This window comes from Nonomuraea sp. K271, from assembly GCF_009908215.1.
Classification (GTDB): Bacteria; Actinomycetota; Actinomycetes; order Streptosporangiales; family Streptosporangiaceae; genus Nonomuraea; species Nonomuraea longispora.
Genome location: NZ_JAAAHR010000001.1, coordinates 46,864 through 63,601 on the forward strand (window position 1 = coordinate 46,864; position 16,738 = coordinate 63,601).

Below are 16,738 nucleotides of genomic sequence, written 5' to 3' on the forward strand. Positions count from 1 at the left end.
GACAAGTTTGTGAAGGGGTTCACAAAGGAACGAAGGCGCCACACCCCAAGGCCTTCGAGCGTGTAGGACAGGACAGTCCAGTGACCGTGCCAGCAGCCCGACCTCAAGCGCAGGAGCTCCTACTTCAAGAGCTGGGCCGACGAAGTGGCGCTGACGCGACCGGGGGCACAGCTGACGCTGATGTCATCGTCGTCGGTGCCGGTCCAGCCGGCTCCGCCGCCGCCTTCTACCTCGCTCAGGCCGGCCTCGACGTGCTGGTCCTGGAGAAGACCAGGTTCCCCCGGGAGAAGGTCTGCGGCGACGGCCTGACGCCGCGGGCGGTCAAGCAACTGCTGAACATGGGGGTCGACATCGACGCCCCCGGCTGGGTCAGGAACAAGGGCCTGCGGGTCGTGGGCGGCGGCCTGCGGTTCGAGCTGGACTGGCCCCAGCTGGAGCGCTTCCCCGACTTCGGGCTCGTACGCACCCGGCAGGACTTCGACCAGATCGTCGCGGCCACGGCGGTGAAGATGGGCGCGCGCCTCATGGAGGGCGTCACCGTCACCGGTCCCGTGCTCGACGACCGCAGCGGCCACATCGTCGGGGTCACCACCAAGGACGGCCGTACGTTCCGCGCCCGCGTGGTCGTGGCGGCCGACGGCAACAGCACCCGCCTCGCCCTCGGGATGGGGCTGCACAAGCGTGAGGACCGCCCGATGGGTGTGGCCGTGCGCACCTACTTCGAAAGCCCCCGCCACGACGACGACTATCTGGAGACGTGGCTGGAGCTGTGGGACGGCGACACGCTGCTGCCCGGCTACGGCTGGGTGTTCGGCGTCGGCGACGGCACCGCCAACGTGGGGCTCGGCCTGCTCAACACCAGCGCGCAGTTCAAGAACATCGACTACCGCGACCTGCTCAGGCGCTGGTGCCGGTCGATGCCGGCCGACTGGGGCTTCACCGAGGAGAACATGACGGCGCCCATCCGCGGCGCCGCGCTCCCGATGGCCTTCAACAGGCAGCCGCACTACACGCGCGGCCTGGTGCTCGTGGGCGACTCCGGCGGCTCGATCAACCCGTTCAACGGCGAGGGCATCGCGTACGCCATGGAGACCGGCGAGATCGCCGCGGAGATCATCGCAAAGGCACTCAGGGGCACCACTCCCGCGCAGCGCGAGCGGACCCTGCGGACTTATCCCCGCGTGCTGAAAGACGCATACGGTGGTTACTTCACTCTCGGCAGATGGTTCGTCGAGGCGATCGGGAAGCCGGGCGTGATGCGCTTCGGCACCAGGCACGGGCTTCCTCACCCGAGGCTGATGCGCTTCGCGCTCAAACTCCTTGGTAATCTCACCGACCGGCGAGGCGATGCGTCGGACAAGATCATAAACGCACTCTCGAAGGTCGCGCCACCAGCATGAATCTCAGAACTGACAGATCCGGCTGCGCGCCCGCGCGCGCGGCGACTCCAGAGGAGGCGTAGCGATGGACCTTTACGTGCCCATCCTGGTGCTCGCCGTTCTCGCGGGGGGCTTCGCGATCTTCTCGGTCGCCATCGCTCCCTTCACCGGCCCTAAGCGCTGGAACCGCGCGAAGCTCGACGCCTACGAATGCGGCATCGAGCCGACGCCCCAGCCGGTCGGTGGCGGACGGTTCCCGCTCAAGTACATGGTCACCGCGATGCTGTTCATCGTGTTCGACATCGAGATCATCTTCCTCTATCCGTGGGCGGTCTCGTTCGCGCCTCAGCTGAACGACGCGGGCCAGACGATCTCTCCGGGGCTGGGGCTGTTCGCCCTGGTGGAGATGCTGCTGTTCATCGTCACCGTGCTCGTCGCCTACGCGTACGTGTGGCGCCGCAAGGGTCTGGACTGGGACTGAAAATGGGACTTGAAGAGAAACTCCCCAGCGGGTTCATCCTCAGCACCGTCGAGGCGGCCGCCGGATGGGCGCGCAAGAACTCCGTGTGGCCGGCCACGTTCGGCCTCGCCTGTTGCGCCATCGAACTGATGGCCACCGGTGGCCCCCACTACGACCTGGCGCGCTTCGGCATGGAGCGCGCTTCGGCGTCTCCCCGCCAGGCCGATCTCATGATCGTCGCCGGGCGGGTGTCGCAGAAGATGGCGCCCGTGCTGCGCCAGATCTACGACCAGATGGCCGAGCCGAAGTGGGTCATCTCCATGGGGGTGTGCGCCTCCAGCGGCGGCATGTTCAACAACTACGCCATCGTGCAGGGCGTCGACCACATCGTGCCGGTCGACATCTACCTGCCCGGCTGCCCGCCGCGGCCCGAGATGCTGATCGACTCGATCGTGAAGCTGCACGACAAGATCCAGAACACGAAGTTCGGCGCGCACCGCGCCAAGCAGATCGACGAGCTCGAACTGCGGGCGCTGCGTACGCTGCCGCTGATCGACCAGGGGGCATCGAAGTGACCTCGCCCGACAACCTCCCTGGAAGCCCGGACAGCGGGCAGACGCCCGAGGCGCCGGTTCCCGCGGTGCCCGAGGCGCCTGTCGCCAGGCACGGCATGTTCGGGGCCGAGGACTCCGGCGACACCTCCGGTTACGGCGGCCTCGTCGTACGCCGGCAGCCCCAGATCTCGACGCCCCGCCCGTACGGCGGCTACTTCGACGAGATCGTCGACGCGCTCGCGCTCGACGACGCGATCGATCGGGTCGTCGTCGACCGCGGCGAGCTCACCCTGCACGTCAAGCGCGAGCGCCTGGTCGAGGTGTGCCGGAAGCTGCGCGACGACCCGGCGCTGCGGTTCGAGCTGTCGCTCGGCGTGTCCGGCGTGCACTACCCGCACCTGAAGGGTGAGGAGCTGCACGCGGTCATCCACCTGTGCTCGATCACCTACAACAGGCGCGTGCGCGTCGAGGCCGCCTGCCCCGACGATGACCCGCACGTTCCATCCACGGTGGGCATCTACCCTGGTCATGACTGGCATGAGCGGGAGGCGTACGACTTCTTCGGGATCGTCTTCGACGGTCATCCGGGCCTGACCCGGATCATGATGCCGGACGACTGGGACGGCCACCCCCAGCGCAAGGACTACCCGCTGGGCGGCATCCCGGTCGAATACCGGGGCGCCACCATCCCCTCGCCCGATCAGAGGAGGTCGTACGCGTGAGCGAGCGTGTCGAGCTGAGCGACGACCGGTGGGAGGAACACTCGTGAGCACGGCTTATGACGAGGCGACCGAGGGCAAGGTCTACTCGGTCACCGGAGCCGACTGGGACCAGGTCGTGTCCGGCGTGCGCGAGTCGCAGGACGAGCGCCTGGTCGTCAACATGGGCCCGCAGCACCCGTCCACGCACGGCGTGCTGCGACTGGTGCTGACCCTCGACGGTGAGACGGTCACCGAGGCGCGCGGCGTCATCGGCTACCTGCACACCGGCATCGAGAAGAACATGGAATACCGGACGTGGACGCAGGGCACCACGTTCGTGACCCGCATGGACTACCTCTCGCCGATCTTCAACGAGACCGCCTACAGCATGGGCGTGGAGAGGCTGCTCGGCGTCGAGGACCGCATCCCTGACCGGGCGCAGGCCATCCGCGTGATGATGATGGAGCTCAACCGCATCTCCTCGCACCTGGTGGCCATGGGCACGTTCGGGATGGAGCTGGGCGCGACCACGCCGTTCCTGTTCGGCTACCGTGACCGCGAGATGGTCATGGACCTGTTCGAGTACATCACCGGCCTGCGCATGAACCACGCCTACATCAGGCCGGGCGGCGTGAGCGTCGACCTGCCGGCGGGCGCTGTCGACAAGGTCGGCGAGTTCCTCAAGGAGATGCCCAAGCGGATCAAGGACATCCGCAAGCTCCTCGACGAGAACCCGGTCTACCTGCGCCGCACCCAGGACGTCGCCTACCTCGACCTGACCGGCTGCATGGCGCTGGGCATCACCGGCCCGATCCTGCGCGCCGCGGGCCTGCCGTGGGACCTGCGCAAGTCGCAGCCCTACTGCGGCTACGAGACGTACGAGTTCGACGTCCCCACCGAGCGGGGTTGCGACGTCTACTCGCGCTACCTCGTCAGGATGAGCGAGATGGAAGAGTCCCTCAAGATCGTCGAGCAGGCGCTCGACCGCATCGCGGGGCCGCTCAAGGGCGACCCGGTGATGATCGAGGACAAGAAGATCGGCTGGCCCGCGCAGCTCGCGCTCGGCCCCGACGGGTTCGGCAACTCGCCCGACCACATCGCCCACATCATGGGCTCCTCGATGGAGGCCCTCATCCACCACTTCAAGCTGGTGACCGAGGGCTTCAGGGTGCCGGCGGGGCAGGCGTACGTGAGCATCGAGTCGCCCAAGGGCGAGCTCGGCGCGCACGTGGTCAGCGACGGCGGCACCCGCCCCTACCGCGTGCACTTCCGCGAGCCGTCCTTCTGCAACCTGCAGAGTTTCCCCGCGATGGCCGAGGGCGGCCAGGTCGCCGACGTGATCGCCGCGGTGGCATCTATCGACCCCGTCATGGGAGGTGTGGACCGGTGACTTATGCACCGGATGTCCGGGAGCGTCTCGAACGGGACGCCAAGGAGATCATCGGGCGCTACCCGAAGACCCGGTCGGCGCTGCTGCCGCTGCTCCACCTCGTGCAGTCGGAGGACGGCTACGTCTCCGACCACGGGCAGGAGTTCTGTGCCGAGATGCTCGGCATCAGCAAGGCCGAGGTCACCGGCGTCGCCACCTTCTACACCATGTACAAGCGCAGGCCGGTCGGCGACTATCACGTCGGGGTCTGCATCAACGCGCTGTGCGCGGTCATGGGCGGCGACCAGATCTGGGAGGAGCTGTCGGAGCACGTCGGCGTCGGCCACGACGAGGCGACCCCCGACGGCAGGGTCTCGCTGGAGCGCCTGGAGTGCAACGCGGCCTGCGACTTCGCCCCCGTCATGATGGTCAACTGGGAGTTCTTCGACAACCAGACGCCCGAGTCGGCCAAGCAGCTCGTCGACGACCTGCGCGACGGCAAGGACGTGCGCCCGACCCGCGGCCCGAAGAGGCTGTGCACCTTCAGGGAGGCCTCGCGCGTGCTCGCGGGCCTGCCCGACGGCCTGGCCGGCGACGGCCCCTCGGCCGCGGGACCCTCACTGGAGGGACTGAAGGTCGCCAAGGCCAACGGATGGAAGGCCCCTGAGGCATGAGCGTCACTCTCACCCCGGTCCTCACAGCGAAGTGGGACAGGCCCGACTCCTTCACCCTCGACGGCTACGGCGAGTATGAGGCGGCCAAGAAGGCGCTGGGCATGGAGCCCGACGCCGTCATCCAGGCCGTCAAGGACTCCGGGCTGCGCGGCCGCGGCGGCGCCGGCTTCCCGACCGGCATGAAGTGGGGGTTCATCCCGCAGGGCGACGGCAAGCCGCACTATCTCGTCGTCAACGCCGACGAGTCGGAGCCGGGCACCTGCAAGGACATCCCGCTGATGATGGCCAACCCGCACGCGCTGATCGAGGGCGTCATCATCACGTCGTACGCGATCCGGGCCAACCACGCCTTCATCTATGTGCGCGGCGAGGTGCTGCACGTGATCAGGCGGGTGCAGGCGGCCGTGCGGGAGGCGTACGAGAAGGGCTATCTCGGCGCCGACATTCTCGGCTCCGGCTATGACCTGGAGCTGGTCGTGCACAGCGGCGCGGGCGCCTACATCTGCGGCGAGGAGACGGCGCTGCTCGACTCGCTCGAAGGCTACAGAGGTCAACCGCGGCTCAAGCCTCCGTTCCCGGCCGTGGCGGGCCTGTACGCCTCGCCCACTGTGGTGAACAACGTGGAGTCCATCGCCAGTGTTCCCTCGATCATCGGCAACGGCGCCGACTGGTTCGCCGGGATGGGCACCGAGAAGTCCAAGGGCTTCGGCATCTTCTCGCTGAGCGGCCACGTCACCCGGCCCGGCCAGTACGAAGCGCCGCTCGGCATCACGCTGCGCGAGCTCCTCAGCATGGCGGGCGGCATCCGCGCCGGGCACCGGATCAAGTTCTGGACCCCGGGCGGCTCCTCCACGCCGATCTTCACCGACGAGCACCTCGACGTGCCGCTCGACTTCGAGGCGGTCGGTGCCAAGGGCTCGATGCTCGGCACCCGCGCCCTGCAGATCTTCGACGAGACCACCTGCGTGGTCCGTACGGTGCTGCGCTGGACGGAGTTCTACGCCCACGAGTCGTGCGGCAAGTGCACGCCGTGCCGCGAGGGCACCTACTGGCTCAAGCAGGTGCTCAAGCGCCTGGAGGCGGGGCAGGGCACCGAGGACGACCTGGCCACGATCACCGACATCGCGGACAACATCCTGGGCCGGTCGTTCTGCGCGCTGGGCGACGGCGCCACCAGCCCGATCCACTCCTCGGTGAAGTACTTCCGCGATGAGTACCTCAAGCACTTCGAGATCGGCGGCTGCCCGTTCGACCCGAAGAAGTCCACTCTCTGGGGTGAGCAGTGACCGTCGTAGAGACCGAAACGAACCTGGTGACCCTGACCATCGACGGGTTCCAGGTCAGTGTCCCCAAGGGCACTCTGATCATCAGGGCCGCCGAGCTGCTGGGCATCCAGATCCCGCGGTTCTGCGACCATCCGCTGCTCGACCCGGCGGCCAACTGCCGGCAGTGCCTGGTCGACATCCCCGACGCGGGCAACGGCCGCGGTTTTCCCAAGCCGCAGCCGTCGTGCGCGATCGAGGTCGCCGAGGGCATGGTGGTGCAGACGCAGCTCACCTCGCCGGTCGCCGAGAAGGCGCAGCGCGCGGCCATGGAGTTCCTGCTGCTGAACCACCCGCTCGACTGCCCGGTCTGTGACAAGGGCGGCGAGTGTCCGCTGCAGAACCAGGCCATGTCCAACGGCCGCGGCGAGTCCCGGTTCCAGGAGCAGAAGCGTACCTTCCCCAAGCCGCTGCCGCTGTCGACGCAGGTGCTGCTCGACCGCGAGCGCTGCGTGCAGTGCGCGCGCTGCATCCGCTTCTCCGACCAGATCGCCGGTGACCCGCTCATCGAGTTCTTCGAGCGCGGCGCCAAGGAGCAGGTGCGTACGGCCGACGGCAAGCCGTTCAACTCCTACTTCTCCGGCAACACGGTGCAGATCTGCCCGGTGGGCGCGCTGACCGGTGCCGCCTACCGGTTCAGGGCCCGCCCGTTCGACCTGGTGTCCACGCCGAGCGCGTGCGAGCACTGCGCCTCCGGCTGCAGCATGCGCACCGATCACCGGCGCGGCCGGGTCACCCGCCGCCTGGCGGGCGACGACCCGCAGGTGAACGAGGAGTGGAACTGCGACAAGGGCCGCTGGGCGTTCGCGTACGCGCAGCAGCCCGACCGGCTGAAGACGCCGCTGGTCCGCAACGAGGAGGGCGTCCTCGTGCCCGCCTCGTGGCCTGAGGCGCTGTCGGTGGCCGCGGAGGGCCTGGCGAAGGCCCGAGGCAAGGCCGGCGTGCTCGTCGGCGGCCGGGCCACGGTCGAGGACGCCTACGCCTACGCCAAGTTCGCCAGGATCGCCCTGAACAGCAACGACGTCGACTTCCGCGCCAGGCCGCACTCCGCCGAGGAGGCGCAGTTCCTGGCGCACGCGGTGGCCGGCAAGGGCATCGACATCAGCTACGCCGACCTCGAGAGCGCCCCGCACGTGCTGCTCGTCGGGTTCGAGCCCGAGGAGGAGTCGCCGATCGTCTTCCTGCGCCTGCGCAAGGCGTGGATGAAGAAGGGGCTCAAGGTCACCGCCATCGCGCCGTTCGCGACGCCCGGCCTGGCCAAGATGGGCGGCACGCTCATCCGCACCGCTCCGGGCGCCGAGGCCGACGCCGTCGGGGACCTGCTCGGCACGCTGGCCGCGGGCACGATCGTGCTAGCTGGCGAGCGCCTGGCCACCGTGCCGGGCGCGTTCTCCGCCCTGATCAGGCTCGCCAACGTCTCCGACGCCCGGCTGGCCTGGGTGCCGCGCAGGGCCGGTGAGCGCGGCGCGGTCGAGGCCGGCGCGCTGCCCAACCTGCTGCCGATCGGCCGCCCGGTCGACGACGAGACCGCGAGGGCCGAGGTGGCCAGGGCGTGGAACGTGGCCTCGGTGCCCGCCACGCCGGGCCGCGACACCGCCGGCATCCTCGCCGCCGCCCGCGACGGCGAACTGGACGCGCTGGTCGTCGGCGGCGTCGACCCCTACGACCTGGCCGACCCGGCGGCTGCGCTCGACGCGCTCGAGCGTACGCCGTTCATCGTCAGCCTGGAGATCCGCGCGAGCGCCGTCACCGACCGCGCCGACGTGGTGCTGCCCGTCGCCGCCGTCCAGGAGAAGGGCGGCACGTTCGTCAACTGGGAGGGCAGGGGCCGCTCGTTCGAGGCGCCGCTCAAGGTGCCCGGCCTGCAGTCCGACATCGCGGTGATCGGCAACCTGGCCGACCGGATGGACGTGCACCTCGGCCTGCCCGACGCCAAGGCCGTGCGGCGGGAGCTGTCGGGCATGGGCGCCTGGCGCGGCAGCCGCGTCACCGCCCCGCACACCGCCACCCGCGCCCAGGTCGCCCCGGCCGCCGGCGAGGCCCTGCTGGCCACCTGGCACCTGCTGCTCGACGACGGCAGGCTGCAGGACGGCGAGCCCTACCTGGCGGGCACCGCCCGCGAGGCCGAGGCGCTGGTCTCCGCGGTCACCGCCGCCGAGATCGGCGTCGTCGACGGCGACAAGCTCGTCATCGGCGGCCCGGAGGCCGACACCGTCACGCTGCCGGTGCGCGTCGCCGACCTGCCGGACCGCGTGGTCTGGGTGCCGGCCAACTCCGGCGGCTGCTCGGTCACACGTGACCTGCGCGCGGTGGCCGGCGACATCGTCACGATCGGGAGCGCCTCATGATGCACCTTCTCGCGGCCGATCCCACCCTTGCCGACTTCGGCAAGGACCCGCTGTGGATCACCATCATCAAGGCCGTGATGCTCTTCCTCTTCCTGATGCTGGGCATCCTGTTCGGCGTCTGGTTCGAGCGCAAGCTGATCTCGCGGATGCAGCACCGCTACGGCCCCAACCGGGCCGGCAAGTTCGGTCTGCTGCAGTCCGTGGCCGACGGCCTGAAGATGGGTCTGAAGGAGGACATCTTCCCGCGGACCGTGGACAAGGTCCTCTACCTGCTGGCGCCGGTCATCATGGTGGTGCCGGCGTTCCTGGCCTTCTCGATCGTGCCGTTCGCGCCGATGGTCAACCTGTTCGGCGTGCAGACGCCGCTGCAGCTGGTCGACCTGCCGGTGGCGGTGCTGTTCATGCTGGCCATGGGCGCGGTCTCGGTCTACGGCGTGGTGCTGGCAGGGTGGTCGTCGCGCTCGCCGTACGCGCTGCTGGGCGGGCTGCGGTCGGCGGCCCAGGTGGTTTCGTACGAGATCGCGATGGGGTTGTCGTTCGTGGCGATCTTCCTGTTCGCGGGCACGCTGTCCACCTCCGAGATCGTCAAGGCGCAGGGGGACACATGGTTCGCCGTGCTGCTCATCCCGTCGTTCCTGATCTACGTGGTGTGCATGTTCGGCGAGGCGGCGCGCATCCCGTTCGACCTGCCCGAGGGTGAGGGCGAGCTGGTCGGCGGGTTCCAGACCGAATATTCCTCGTCGCTGAAGTTCGCCCTGATCATGATGGGCGAATACCTGCACACGTTCACCGCCTCGGCCATCGCGGTGACGTTGTTCCTGGGCGGCTGGCGGGCGCCGTGGCCGATCTCGTTGTGGGACGGCGCGAACGTCGGCTGGCTGCCGGTGCTCTGGTTCTTCATCAAGTTCGTGCTGACCTTCTGCTTCATCGTGTGGGTGCGCGCCTCGTTGCCTCGGGTGCGTTACGACCAGCTGATGGCGTTGGGCTGGAAGGTGCTGATCCCGGTCAACCTGGCGTGGATCCTGCTGGTGGCGGCGGTGCGCAACGTCGTGATCAACGAGGGCGACAGGATGATCGGCATCGGCCTGGGCGCGGTGATCGTGGTCGGGGCGCTGGCCATCTGGATGCGGTTCGACACCGTCAACCAGCGGCGCAAGGAGGCCAGGAAGGCGCAGGTGGAGGCCGAGTTCGAGGAACTGTCCAAGGAGCCGGTGGCGGGCGGCTTCCCGGTGCCGCCGCTTGATCTGCCGCACTACCACGGGGTGCAGCACAAGGAGATTCCCAGTGGGACTAACTGACTGGCTGAACCCCGTCAAGGGCTTCGGGGTCACCTTCCATACGATGTTCAAAAAGCCCGTCACGACGAACTACCCGGAGGAGAAGAGGCCCACGGCCCCGCGCTTCCACGGGCGTCACCAGCTCAACCGCTGGCCTGACGGGCTGGAGAAGTGCGTCGGGTGCGAGTTGTGCGCCTGGGCGTGCCCGGCCGACGCGATCTACGTCGAGGGCGCGGACAACACCGAGGAGGAGCGCTACTCGCCGGGCGAGCGTTACGGGCGCACGTACCAGATCAACTATCTGCGGTGCATCCTGTGCGGGCTGTGCATCGAGGCCTGCCCGACCCGCGCGCTCACCATGACGAACGAGTACGAGCTCGCCGACAGCGACCGCGAGAGCCTCATCTACACCAAGGAGATGCTGCTCGCGCCGCTGACCCAGGGCATGGAGCAGCCTCCGCACCCGATGCGGCTCGGCGAGACCGAAGAGGACTACTACCGCCTGGGACGGACCAATGGGTGAGACCATCACTTTCTGGGTGCTCGCCGTCGTCTCCGTCGGCGCCGCGCTCGGCATGGTCTTCAACAGGAAGGCCGTGTACTCCGCGCTGATGCTCGGCACCGTGATGCTCAGCCTGGCCGTCCTGTACGCCGTGCAGGACGCGCCCTTCCTGGCCGTGGTGCAGATCATCGTCTACACCGGCGCGATCATGATGCTGTTCCTGTTCGTGCTCATGCTCGTCGGCGTGGACTCGTCGGACTCCTTCGTCGAGACGCTCAAGGGCCAGCGGTTCTGGGCCGTCATCGCGGCGCTCGGCTTCGTGTCGCTGATCGCGCTCGCCATCGGCAACGCGGTCTTCGCCGACGAGGCGGGGCTCGCGCAGGCCACCGCGCAGGGCGGCTACATCCGCTCCATCGCGCTGCTGCTGTTCACGAAGTACGTCTTCGCGTTCGAGATCACCTCGGCGCTGCTGATCACCGCCGCGCTCGGCGCGATGGTGCTGGCGCACCGCGAACGACTCACCGACAGGCCCACGCAGAAGGACCTGTCCCGTGCCCGGTTCCTCGGCGACCACCCGTCGCCGCTGCCCGGTCCCGGCACGTACGCCAGGAACAACGCCATCGACATGCCGGCGCTGCTGCCGGACGGGTCGGTCGCGGAGTCCTCGGTCAACCGCTACATCGCGCGCTACGACGTCGAGCACGGCCGCGTGCCCGAGGACCCCAAGCTCGCCGCGGCCATCAGGCACCGGGCCGACGACGACGGCGCGGACAGCGACGCCGAAGAGAGCAACGGGGTGACCAAGTGACCACGCACTACCTGATCCTTTCGGGGTTGTTGTTCGCCATCGGCGCGATGGGCGTGCTCATCCGGCGCAACGCGATCGTGGTGTTCATGTGCGTGGAGCTCATGCTCAACGCCTGCAACCTCGCCTTCGTCACCTTCTCCAGGCAGGTCGGCAACCTGGAAGGCCAGATCATCGCGTTCTTCGTGATGGTGGTGGCCGCGGCCGAGGTCGTCGTCGGCCTGGCCATCATCGTGACGATCTTCCGAACCCGCAGGTCCGCGTCCGTCGACGACGCCAACCTGCTGAAGTACTAAGAGGTGACTGGTGGAATCTCATATCGCTGAGATCGCCCAGCACACCGGCGGCGTGATCGGACTGTCCTGGCTGATGATCGCCTTCCCGCTCGTCGGGGCGTTCGTCCTGCTGGTGTTCGGCCGGTTCACGAACCGCTGGGGCCATCTGCTGGGCGTGGCCATGTCCCTCGCCTCGTTCGCCGTGGCGGTGCTGGCCTTCTTCGAGCTGGTCGGGTTCGGGGAGGAGCAGCGCCGGCGGGCCGTGCACCTCTACGAGTTCATCCCGGGCATGGTCGACATGGGGCTGCTGATCGACCCGCTGTCGATCAGCTTCGCCCTCCTGATCACGGGTGTGGGCTCGCTGATCCACATCTACTCGATCGGCTACATGTCGCATGACGAGCACCGGCGCAGGTTCTTCGCCTACCTGAACCTGTTCGTGGCCGCGATGCTCCTGCTGGTGCTGGCCGACAACTACGTGGGCCTGTTCATCGGCTGGGAGGGCGTGGGTCTGGCCTCGTACCTGCTGATCGGGTTCTGGCAGTTCAAGCCGTCGGCGGCGGTCGCGGCGAAGAAGGCGTTCGTCGTCAACCGCGTCGGCGACCTCGGCCTGCTGGTCGGCATGTTCCTCATCTGGACCACGTTCGGCACGCTCGCCTTCGGCGAACTGCAGCCGATCACGTCCGAGAACCCGACCACGCTCGCCATCGGGCTGCTGCTGCTCCTCGGCGCGTGCGGCAAGTCGGCGCAGCTGCCGCTGCAGTCCTGGCTGCTCGACGCCATGGAGGGCCCGACTCCCGTGTCGGCCCTGATCCACGCCGCGACCATGGTCACCGCCGGCGTCTACCTCGTGGTGCGCTCGGGGGCGTTCTTCTTCCCCGAGGGCTCGGGGGCCGCGCTCGCCGTGGCCATCGTCGGCGCGGCCACGCTGCTCGCCGGCGCGATCATCGGTTGCGCGAAGGACGACATCAAGAAGGGCCTGGCCGGCTCGACGATGTCGCAGATCGGCTACATGATGCTCGGCGCGGGCCTCGGTCCGGCGGGTTACGCCTTCGCGATCGGCCACCTGATCACGCACGGCTTCTTCAAGGCCGACCTGTTCCTCGGCGCCGGCTCGGTCATGCACGGCATGAACGACGAAGTCGACATGCGCAAGTACGGCGGGCTGCGCAAGCTCATGCCCACCACCTTCGCCACGTTCTTCATCGGCTACCTGGCGATCATCGGGTTCCCGCTGCTGTCCGGCTACTTCACCAAGGACGGCATCATCGAGACCGCGGTGCACCACCAGCCGATCCTCGGCTGGCTGGCCGTGCTCGGCGCGGGCATCACCGGCTTCTACATGTCGCGGATGGTCTTCATGACCTTCTTCGGCCAGAAGCGCTGGGCCGACGACGCCCACCCGCACGAGTCGCCGTCCGTCATGACCATCCCGCTGATGATCCTGTCGCTCGGCGCGCTCGGCCTGGGCGCCTACCTCGTCCTGAGCAACCGGCTGCTGCTGTTCCTCGCCCCGGCGGTCGGCCGGCCGGAAGAGCTGCCCGCCTTCCACTTCACCAGCACCCCCGGCCTGGCGACCCTGGCGCTCGTCGCGGTCGGCGCGGCCTTCGCGTGGATGAGGTACGGCCGGGCCGAGGTTCCGTCCGTGCAGCCGCGCGGCTCCTTCCTCACCACGTTCGCCCGGCGCGACCTGTACGGTGACGCGCTCAACGAGTCGCTCTTCATGCGTCCCGGCCAGTGGCTGACCCGCCTCGCGGTGTACTTCGACAACCGCGGCATCGACGGGATCGTCAACGGTCTGGCGGCGGGCATCGGCGGCAGCTCCGGGCGCCTGCGGCGGATCCAGACGGGCTTCGCCAGAACGTACGCGCTGTCCATCCTGATCGGTGCCGCCCTGCTGACCGGCGCCCTGCTCCTCGTTGGGAACATCTGATGTCACCCTGGCTTCCGATACTCATGGCGGTGCCCGTGCTGGGCGCCATCGTGGTGGCCCTGCTTCCCAAGGGCAGTGACAAGCTGGCCAAGCAGGTCACGTTGCTGGTCTCGCTGGCGGTGCTGGTCCTGACGGGCGTCATGGCCGCCGGGTTCAAGCCCAACGGCGACCGTTTCCAGTTCGTCGCCGAGTACGACTGGATCCCGAGTTTCGGCGTGAAGTTCGGGGTCGGCGTCGACGGCGTGGCGCTCGTACTGATCGCGCTGTCGGTGGTGCTGGTGCCGATCGTGGTACTGGCCTCCTGGCACGACGCCGACGGCGTCAAGACCGCCGACGGCACGCTCATCACGCCCAAGCGGTCGGTGAAGACGTACTTCTCGCTGCTGCTGGTGCTGGAGACGATGATGATCGGCGTCTTCGCGGCGACCGACATCTTCCTCTTCTACGTCTTCTTCGAAGCCATGCTGATCCCGATGTACTTCATGATCGGCTCGTACGGCGGCGCCCAGCGGTCCTACGCGGCCGTGAAGTTCCTGCTGTACTCGCTGTTCGGCGGCCTGCTCATGCTGGTCGCGGTCATCGGTCTCTACGTGGTCGCGGGCAGCAAGACGTTCATGTTCCCCGAACTGGTCGGCGCCATCCAGGACCCGGCGATGCAGAAGTGGCTCTTCGGCGGGTTCTTCATCGCGTTCGCGATCAAGGCGCCGCTGTGGCCGGTGCACACGTGGCTGCCCGACGCGGCCGCCCAGGCACCCGCCGGGGCCGCCGTGCTGCTGGTCGGCGTGCTGGACAAGGTCGGCACGTTCGGCATGCTCCGCTTCTGCCTGGAGCTGTTCCCCGACGCCGCCAAGGCGTTCACGGTGCCGATCGTCGTGCTGGCGGTCATCAGCATCATCTACGGCGCCATCGTGGCCATCGGGCAGACCGACATGAAGCGGCTCATCGCGTACACGTCGATCTCGCACTTCGGGTTCATCGTCATGGGGGTGTTCGCCATGTCGTCGGTCGCCCAGTCCGGCGCGGCCCTCTACATGGTCAACCACGGCTTCGCCACCGGCGCGCTGTTCCTGGCCGCCGGGTTCCTCATCGCCAGGCGCGGCTCGCCGTTCATCGGCGACTACGGAGGCGTGCAGAAGGTCGCGCCGGTGCTCGCGGGCTTCTTCCTCGTCGCCGGTCTGGCCGGGCTCTCGCTGCCGGGCCTGTCGTCCTTCGTGAGCGAGTTCATGGTCATGATCGGCACGTACTCGAGCCAGGCCCACGGGTCGGGAGCGCTGACGGCGGCCGCGGTCGTCTCCGCGGTGGCCGTGATCCTGGCGGCCGTCTACATCCTGTGGATGGTGCAGCGGACCCTGAACGGCCCGACCGCCGAGCCGGTCAAGCCGTTCAAGGACGTCAACGCCCGCGAAATCTGGGTGCTGGCTCCGCTGGTCGCCCTGATCATCGGGTTCGGTCTCTTCCCCAAGCCGCTGCTCGATGTGATCAACCCGTCAGTGCAACAGACGCTGACCAACGTGGGCGTACCCACCTCCACCATCGCTGAGAAGGGGACAGGTCAGTGAACACCATCCCAGCGCCGACGATCGAGTACGGCACGCTCGCGCCGCTGCTGGTGGTCTTCGGCGCGGCCATCATCGGCGTGCTCGTCGAGGCCCTGGCGCCGCGTTACCTGCGCAAGGCGATCCACATGCCGCTGACCCTGCTCAGCCTGGCCGGCGCGTTCGCGCTGGTCCTTGTGCAGGTCCTGCGCGGCCAGGTGTCCACCACGGCCTCCGCTGTGGGCGCGCTCGCGGTCGACGGGCCCTCGCTGTTCATCTGGGGCGTCATCCTCGTCCTGTCGTTCGTCTGCGTGCTGCTCATCAACGACGAGGGCCACTTCGTCGCCTCGGCCGCGGCCGTGCCGGGCAGCGCCGACGAGGAGCAGGCCGAGTCCGCGGGCGGCGGCCACACCGAGGTCTACCCGCTGGTTCTGTTCGCCGTGGGCGGCATGCTGCTGTTCCCGGCCTCGCACGACCTGCTGATGATGTTCGTGGCCCTCGAGGTCATGTCGCTGCCGCTCTACCTGCTGTGCGGCCTGGCCCGCCGGCGCCGCCTGCTCTCGCAGGAGGCGTCCATGAAGTACTTCCTGCTGGGCGCGTTCTCCTCGGCGTTCTTCCTGTACGGCATCGCGATGGTCTACGGCTACGCGGGCACCGTCTCGCTGCCGGGCATCAACGAGGCCCTGGCCCGCGGCGCCGCGCTCGACCCGCTGCTGATGATCGGGCTGGCGCTGCTCGGCGTCGGCCTCATGTTCAAGATCGGCGCGGCTCCGTTCCAGGCCTGGAAGCCCGACGTCTACCAGGGCGCCCCCACGCCGATCACCGCGCTGATGGCCTCCGGGACGCTCGTCGCCGCCGTGGGCGCCGTACTGCGGGTGTTCTGGGTGGGTCTGGGCAACCTCGACTGGAACTGGCGGCCGGCCATCTGGGGCGTCGCCGCGCTCACGATGATCGTCGGCTCGATCCTGGCGATCACGCAGACCGACATCAAGCGCATGCTGGCGTACTCGTCCGTCGCGCACGCGGGTTTCCTGCTCGTCGGCGTGATGGCCACGTTCGGCACCGCCGAGCAGAACGCCGGCTCACTGAAGGCCGTGCTGTTCTACCTGGCGGTCTACGGCATCACCACGGTCGGCGCGTTCGCGGTGGTCACGCTGGTACGCGACCCTGGCGGCGAGGCGGGGCACCTGTCGCGCTGGGCCGGGCTCGGCAAGCGTGCCCCGATGCTGGCCGGGGTGTTCGCCTTCTTCCTGCTGGCCTTCGCCGGCATCCCGCTGACCAGTGGTTTCTTCGGCAAATACGCCGTGTTCGCGGCCGCTCTGGAAAGCGGCACGCAGCCCGGCGACTCGATGGGCGGCTGGATGGCGGCGCTGGTGGTCGTGGGCGTCGTGGCCTCGGCGATCGCGGCGTTCTTCTACGTCCGCGTGATCGTGCTGATGTTCTTCAGCGAGCCCTCGGCCGAGGGTCCGGCGATCGCGGTGCCCAGTATGGGAACCGTAGCCGTCATCGCCGTCTCCCTGCTGGTTACCGTAGGGGTGGGGCTCTATCCGGAGTCCATGCTCGGTGTTGCTGACGACGCTGCTCGCAGCCTGTTCATTAGATAA

At 68.4% G+C, this 16,738-nt stretch carries 15 protein-coding genes; all 15 read left to right on the plus strand.

Translation table 11 applies throughout. The annotated features are described in order from the left end of the window. Positions 1–131 precede the first annotated feature (131 nt). The 15 genes from GUY59_RS00265 (at position 132) to nuoN (ending at position 16,738) form a co-directional block, all read left to right on the plus strand. The gene (locus tag GUY59_RS00265; RefSeq protein WP_138198710.1) at positions 132–1,400 is read left to right on the plus strand and encodes a geranylgeranyl reductase family protein; all 1,269 of its coding nucleotides are present in this window, start codon (positions 132–134) and stop codon (positions 1,398–1,400) included. Between the two features lie 64 nt (positions 1,401–1,464). Next, positions 1,465–1,860, plus strand: a complete 396-nt coding sequence (locus tag GUY59_RS00270) for an NADH-quinone oxidoreductase subunit A (RefSeq protein WP_132329306.1) — start codon at positions 1,465–1,467, stop codon at positions 1,858–1,860. Between the two features lie 2 nt (positions 1,861–1,862). Continuing rightward, on the plus strand, positions 1,863–2,414 hold the full coding sequence (locus GUY59_RS00275) for a NuoB/complex I 20 kDa subunit family protein (RefSeq protein WP_132329303.1): 552 nt from the start codon (positions 1,863–1,865) through the stop codon (positions 2,412–2,414). Continuing rightward, positions 2,411–3,115 (plus strand): NADH-quinone oxidoreductase subunit C, encoded by a 705-nt coding sequence (locus tag GUY59_RS00280; RefSeq protein ID WP_138198670.1) that lies wholly within the window; start codon positions 2,411–2,413, stop codon positions 3,113–3,115. The genes GUY59_RS00275 and GUY59_RS00280 overlap by 4 nt, the downstream gene beginning before the upstream one ends. A gap of 43 nt (positions 3,116–3,158) precedes the next feature. Continuing rightward, entirely contained in the window at positions 3,159–4,484 is a 1,326-nt protein-coding gene (locus tag GUY59_RS00285; protein WP_138198669.1) for an NADH-quinone oxidoreductase subunit D, read from the plus strand. Further along, positions 4,481–5,137, plus strand: coding sequence for an NADH-quinone oxidoreductase subunit NuoE (nuoE, locus tag GUY59_RS00290; protein WP_138198668.1), 657 nt, complete (start codon positions 4,481–4,483; stop codon positions 5,135–5,137). The genes GUY59_RS00285 and nuoE overlap by 4 nt, the downstream gene beginning before the upstream one ends. Beyond that, positions 5,134–6,423: an NADH-quinone oxidoreductase subunit NuoF gene (nuoF, locus tag GUY59_RS00295; protein WP_138198667.1), complete on the plus strand. Its 1,290-nt coding sequence runs from the start codon at positions 5,134–5,136 to the stop codon at positions 6,421–6,423. Before nuoE ends, nuoF begins: the two co-directional genes overlap by 4 nt. Then, entirely contained in the window at positions 6,420–8,807 is a 2,388-nt protein-coding gene (locus GUY59_RS00300) for an NADH-quinone oxidoreductase subunit G (RefSeq protein WP_138198666.1), read from the plus strand. Before nuoF ends, GUY59_RS00300 begins: the two co-directional genes overlap by 4 nt. After that, positions 8,804–10,105 (plus strand): NADH-quinone oxidoreductase subunit NuoH, encoded by a 1,302-nt coding sequence (gene nuoH / locus GUY59_RS00305; protein WP_132329286.1) that lies wholly within the window; start codon positions 8,804–8,806, stop codon positions 10,103–10,105. Before GUY59_RS00300 ends, nuoH begins: the two co-directional genes overlap by 4 nt. Continuing rightward, on the plus strand, positions 10,092–10,607 hold the full coding sequence (gene nuoI / locus GUY59_RS00310) for an NADH-quinone oxidoreductase subunit NuoI (RefSeq protein ID WP_132329283.1): 516 nt from the start codon (positions 10,092–10,094) through the stop codon (positions 10,605–10,607). Before nuoH ends, nuoI begins: the two co-directional genes overlap by 14 nt. Further along, positions 10,600–11,394 (plus strand): NADH-quinone oxidoreductase subunit J, encoded by a 795-nt coding sequence (locus tag GUY59_RS00315; RefSeq protein ID WP_138198665.1) that lies wholly within the window; start codon positions 10,600–10,602, stop codon positions 11,392–11,394. The genes nuoI and GUY59_RS00315 overlap by 8 nt, the downstream gene beginning before the upstream one ends. Next, positions 11,391–11,687, plus strand: coding sequence for an NADH-quinone oxidoreductase subunit NuoK (nuoK, locus tag GUY59_RS00320; RefSeq protein ID WP_132329277.1), 297 nt, complete (start codon positions 11,391–11,393; stop codon positions 11,685–11,687). The genes GUY59_RS00315 and nuoK overlap by 4 nt, the downstream gene beginning before the upstream one ends. Before the next feature lie 73 nt (positions 11,688–11,760). Further along, a complete protein-coding gene (gene nuoL / locus GUY59_RS00325) occupies positions 11,761–13,599 on the plus strand; it encodes an NADH-quinone oxidoreductase subunit L (RefSeq protein WP_171055269.1) in 1,839 nt (612 codons plus the stop codon). Beyond that, positions 13,599–15,158, plus strand: coding sequence for an NADH-quinone oxidoreductase subunit M (locus tag GUY59_RS00330; RefSeq protein WP_138198664.1), 1,560 nt, complete (start codon positions 13,599–13,601; stop codon positions 15,156–15,158). The genes nuoL and GUY59_RS00330 overlap by 1 nt, the downstream gene beginning before the upstream one ends. Then, positions 15,155–16,738, plus strand: a complete 1,584-nt coding sequence (gene nuoN, locus GUY59_RS00335; RefSeq protein ID WP_138198663.1) for an NADH-quinone oxidoreductase subunit NuoN — start codon at positions 15,155–15,157, stop codon at positions 16,736–16,738. Before GUY59_RS00330 ends, nuoN begins: the two co-directional genes overlap by 4 nt.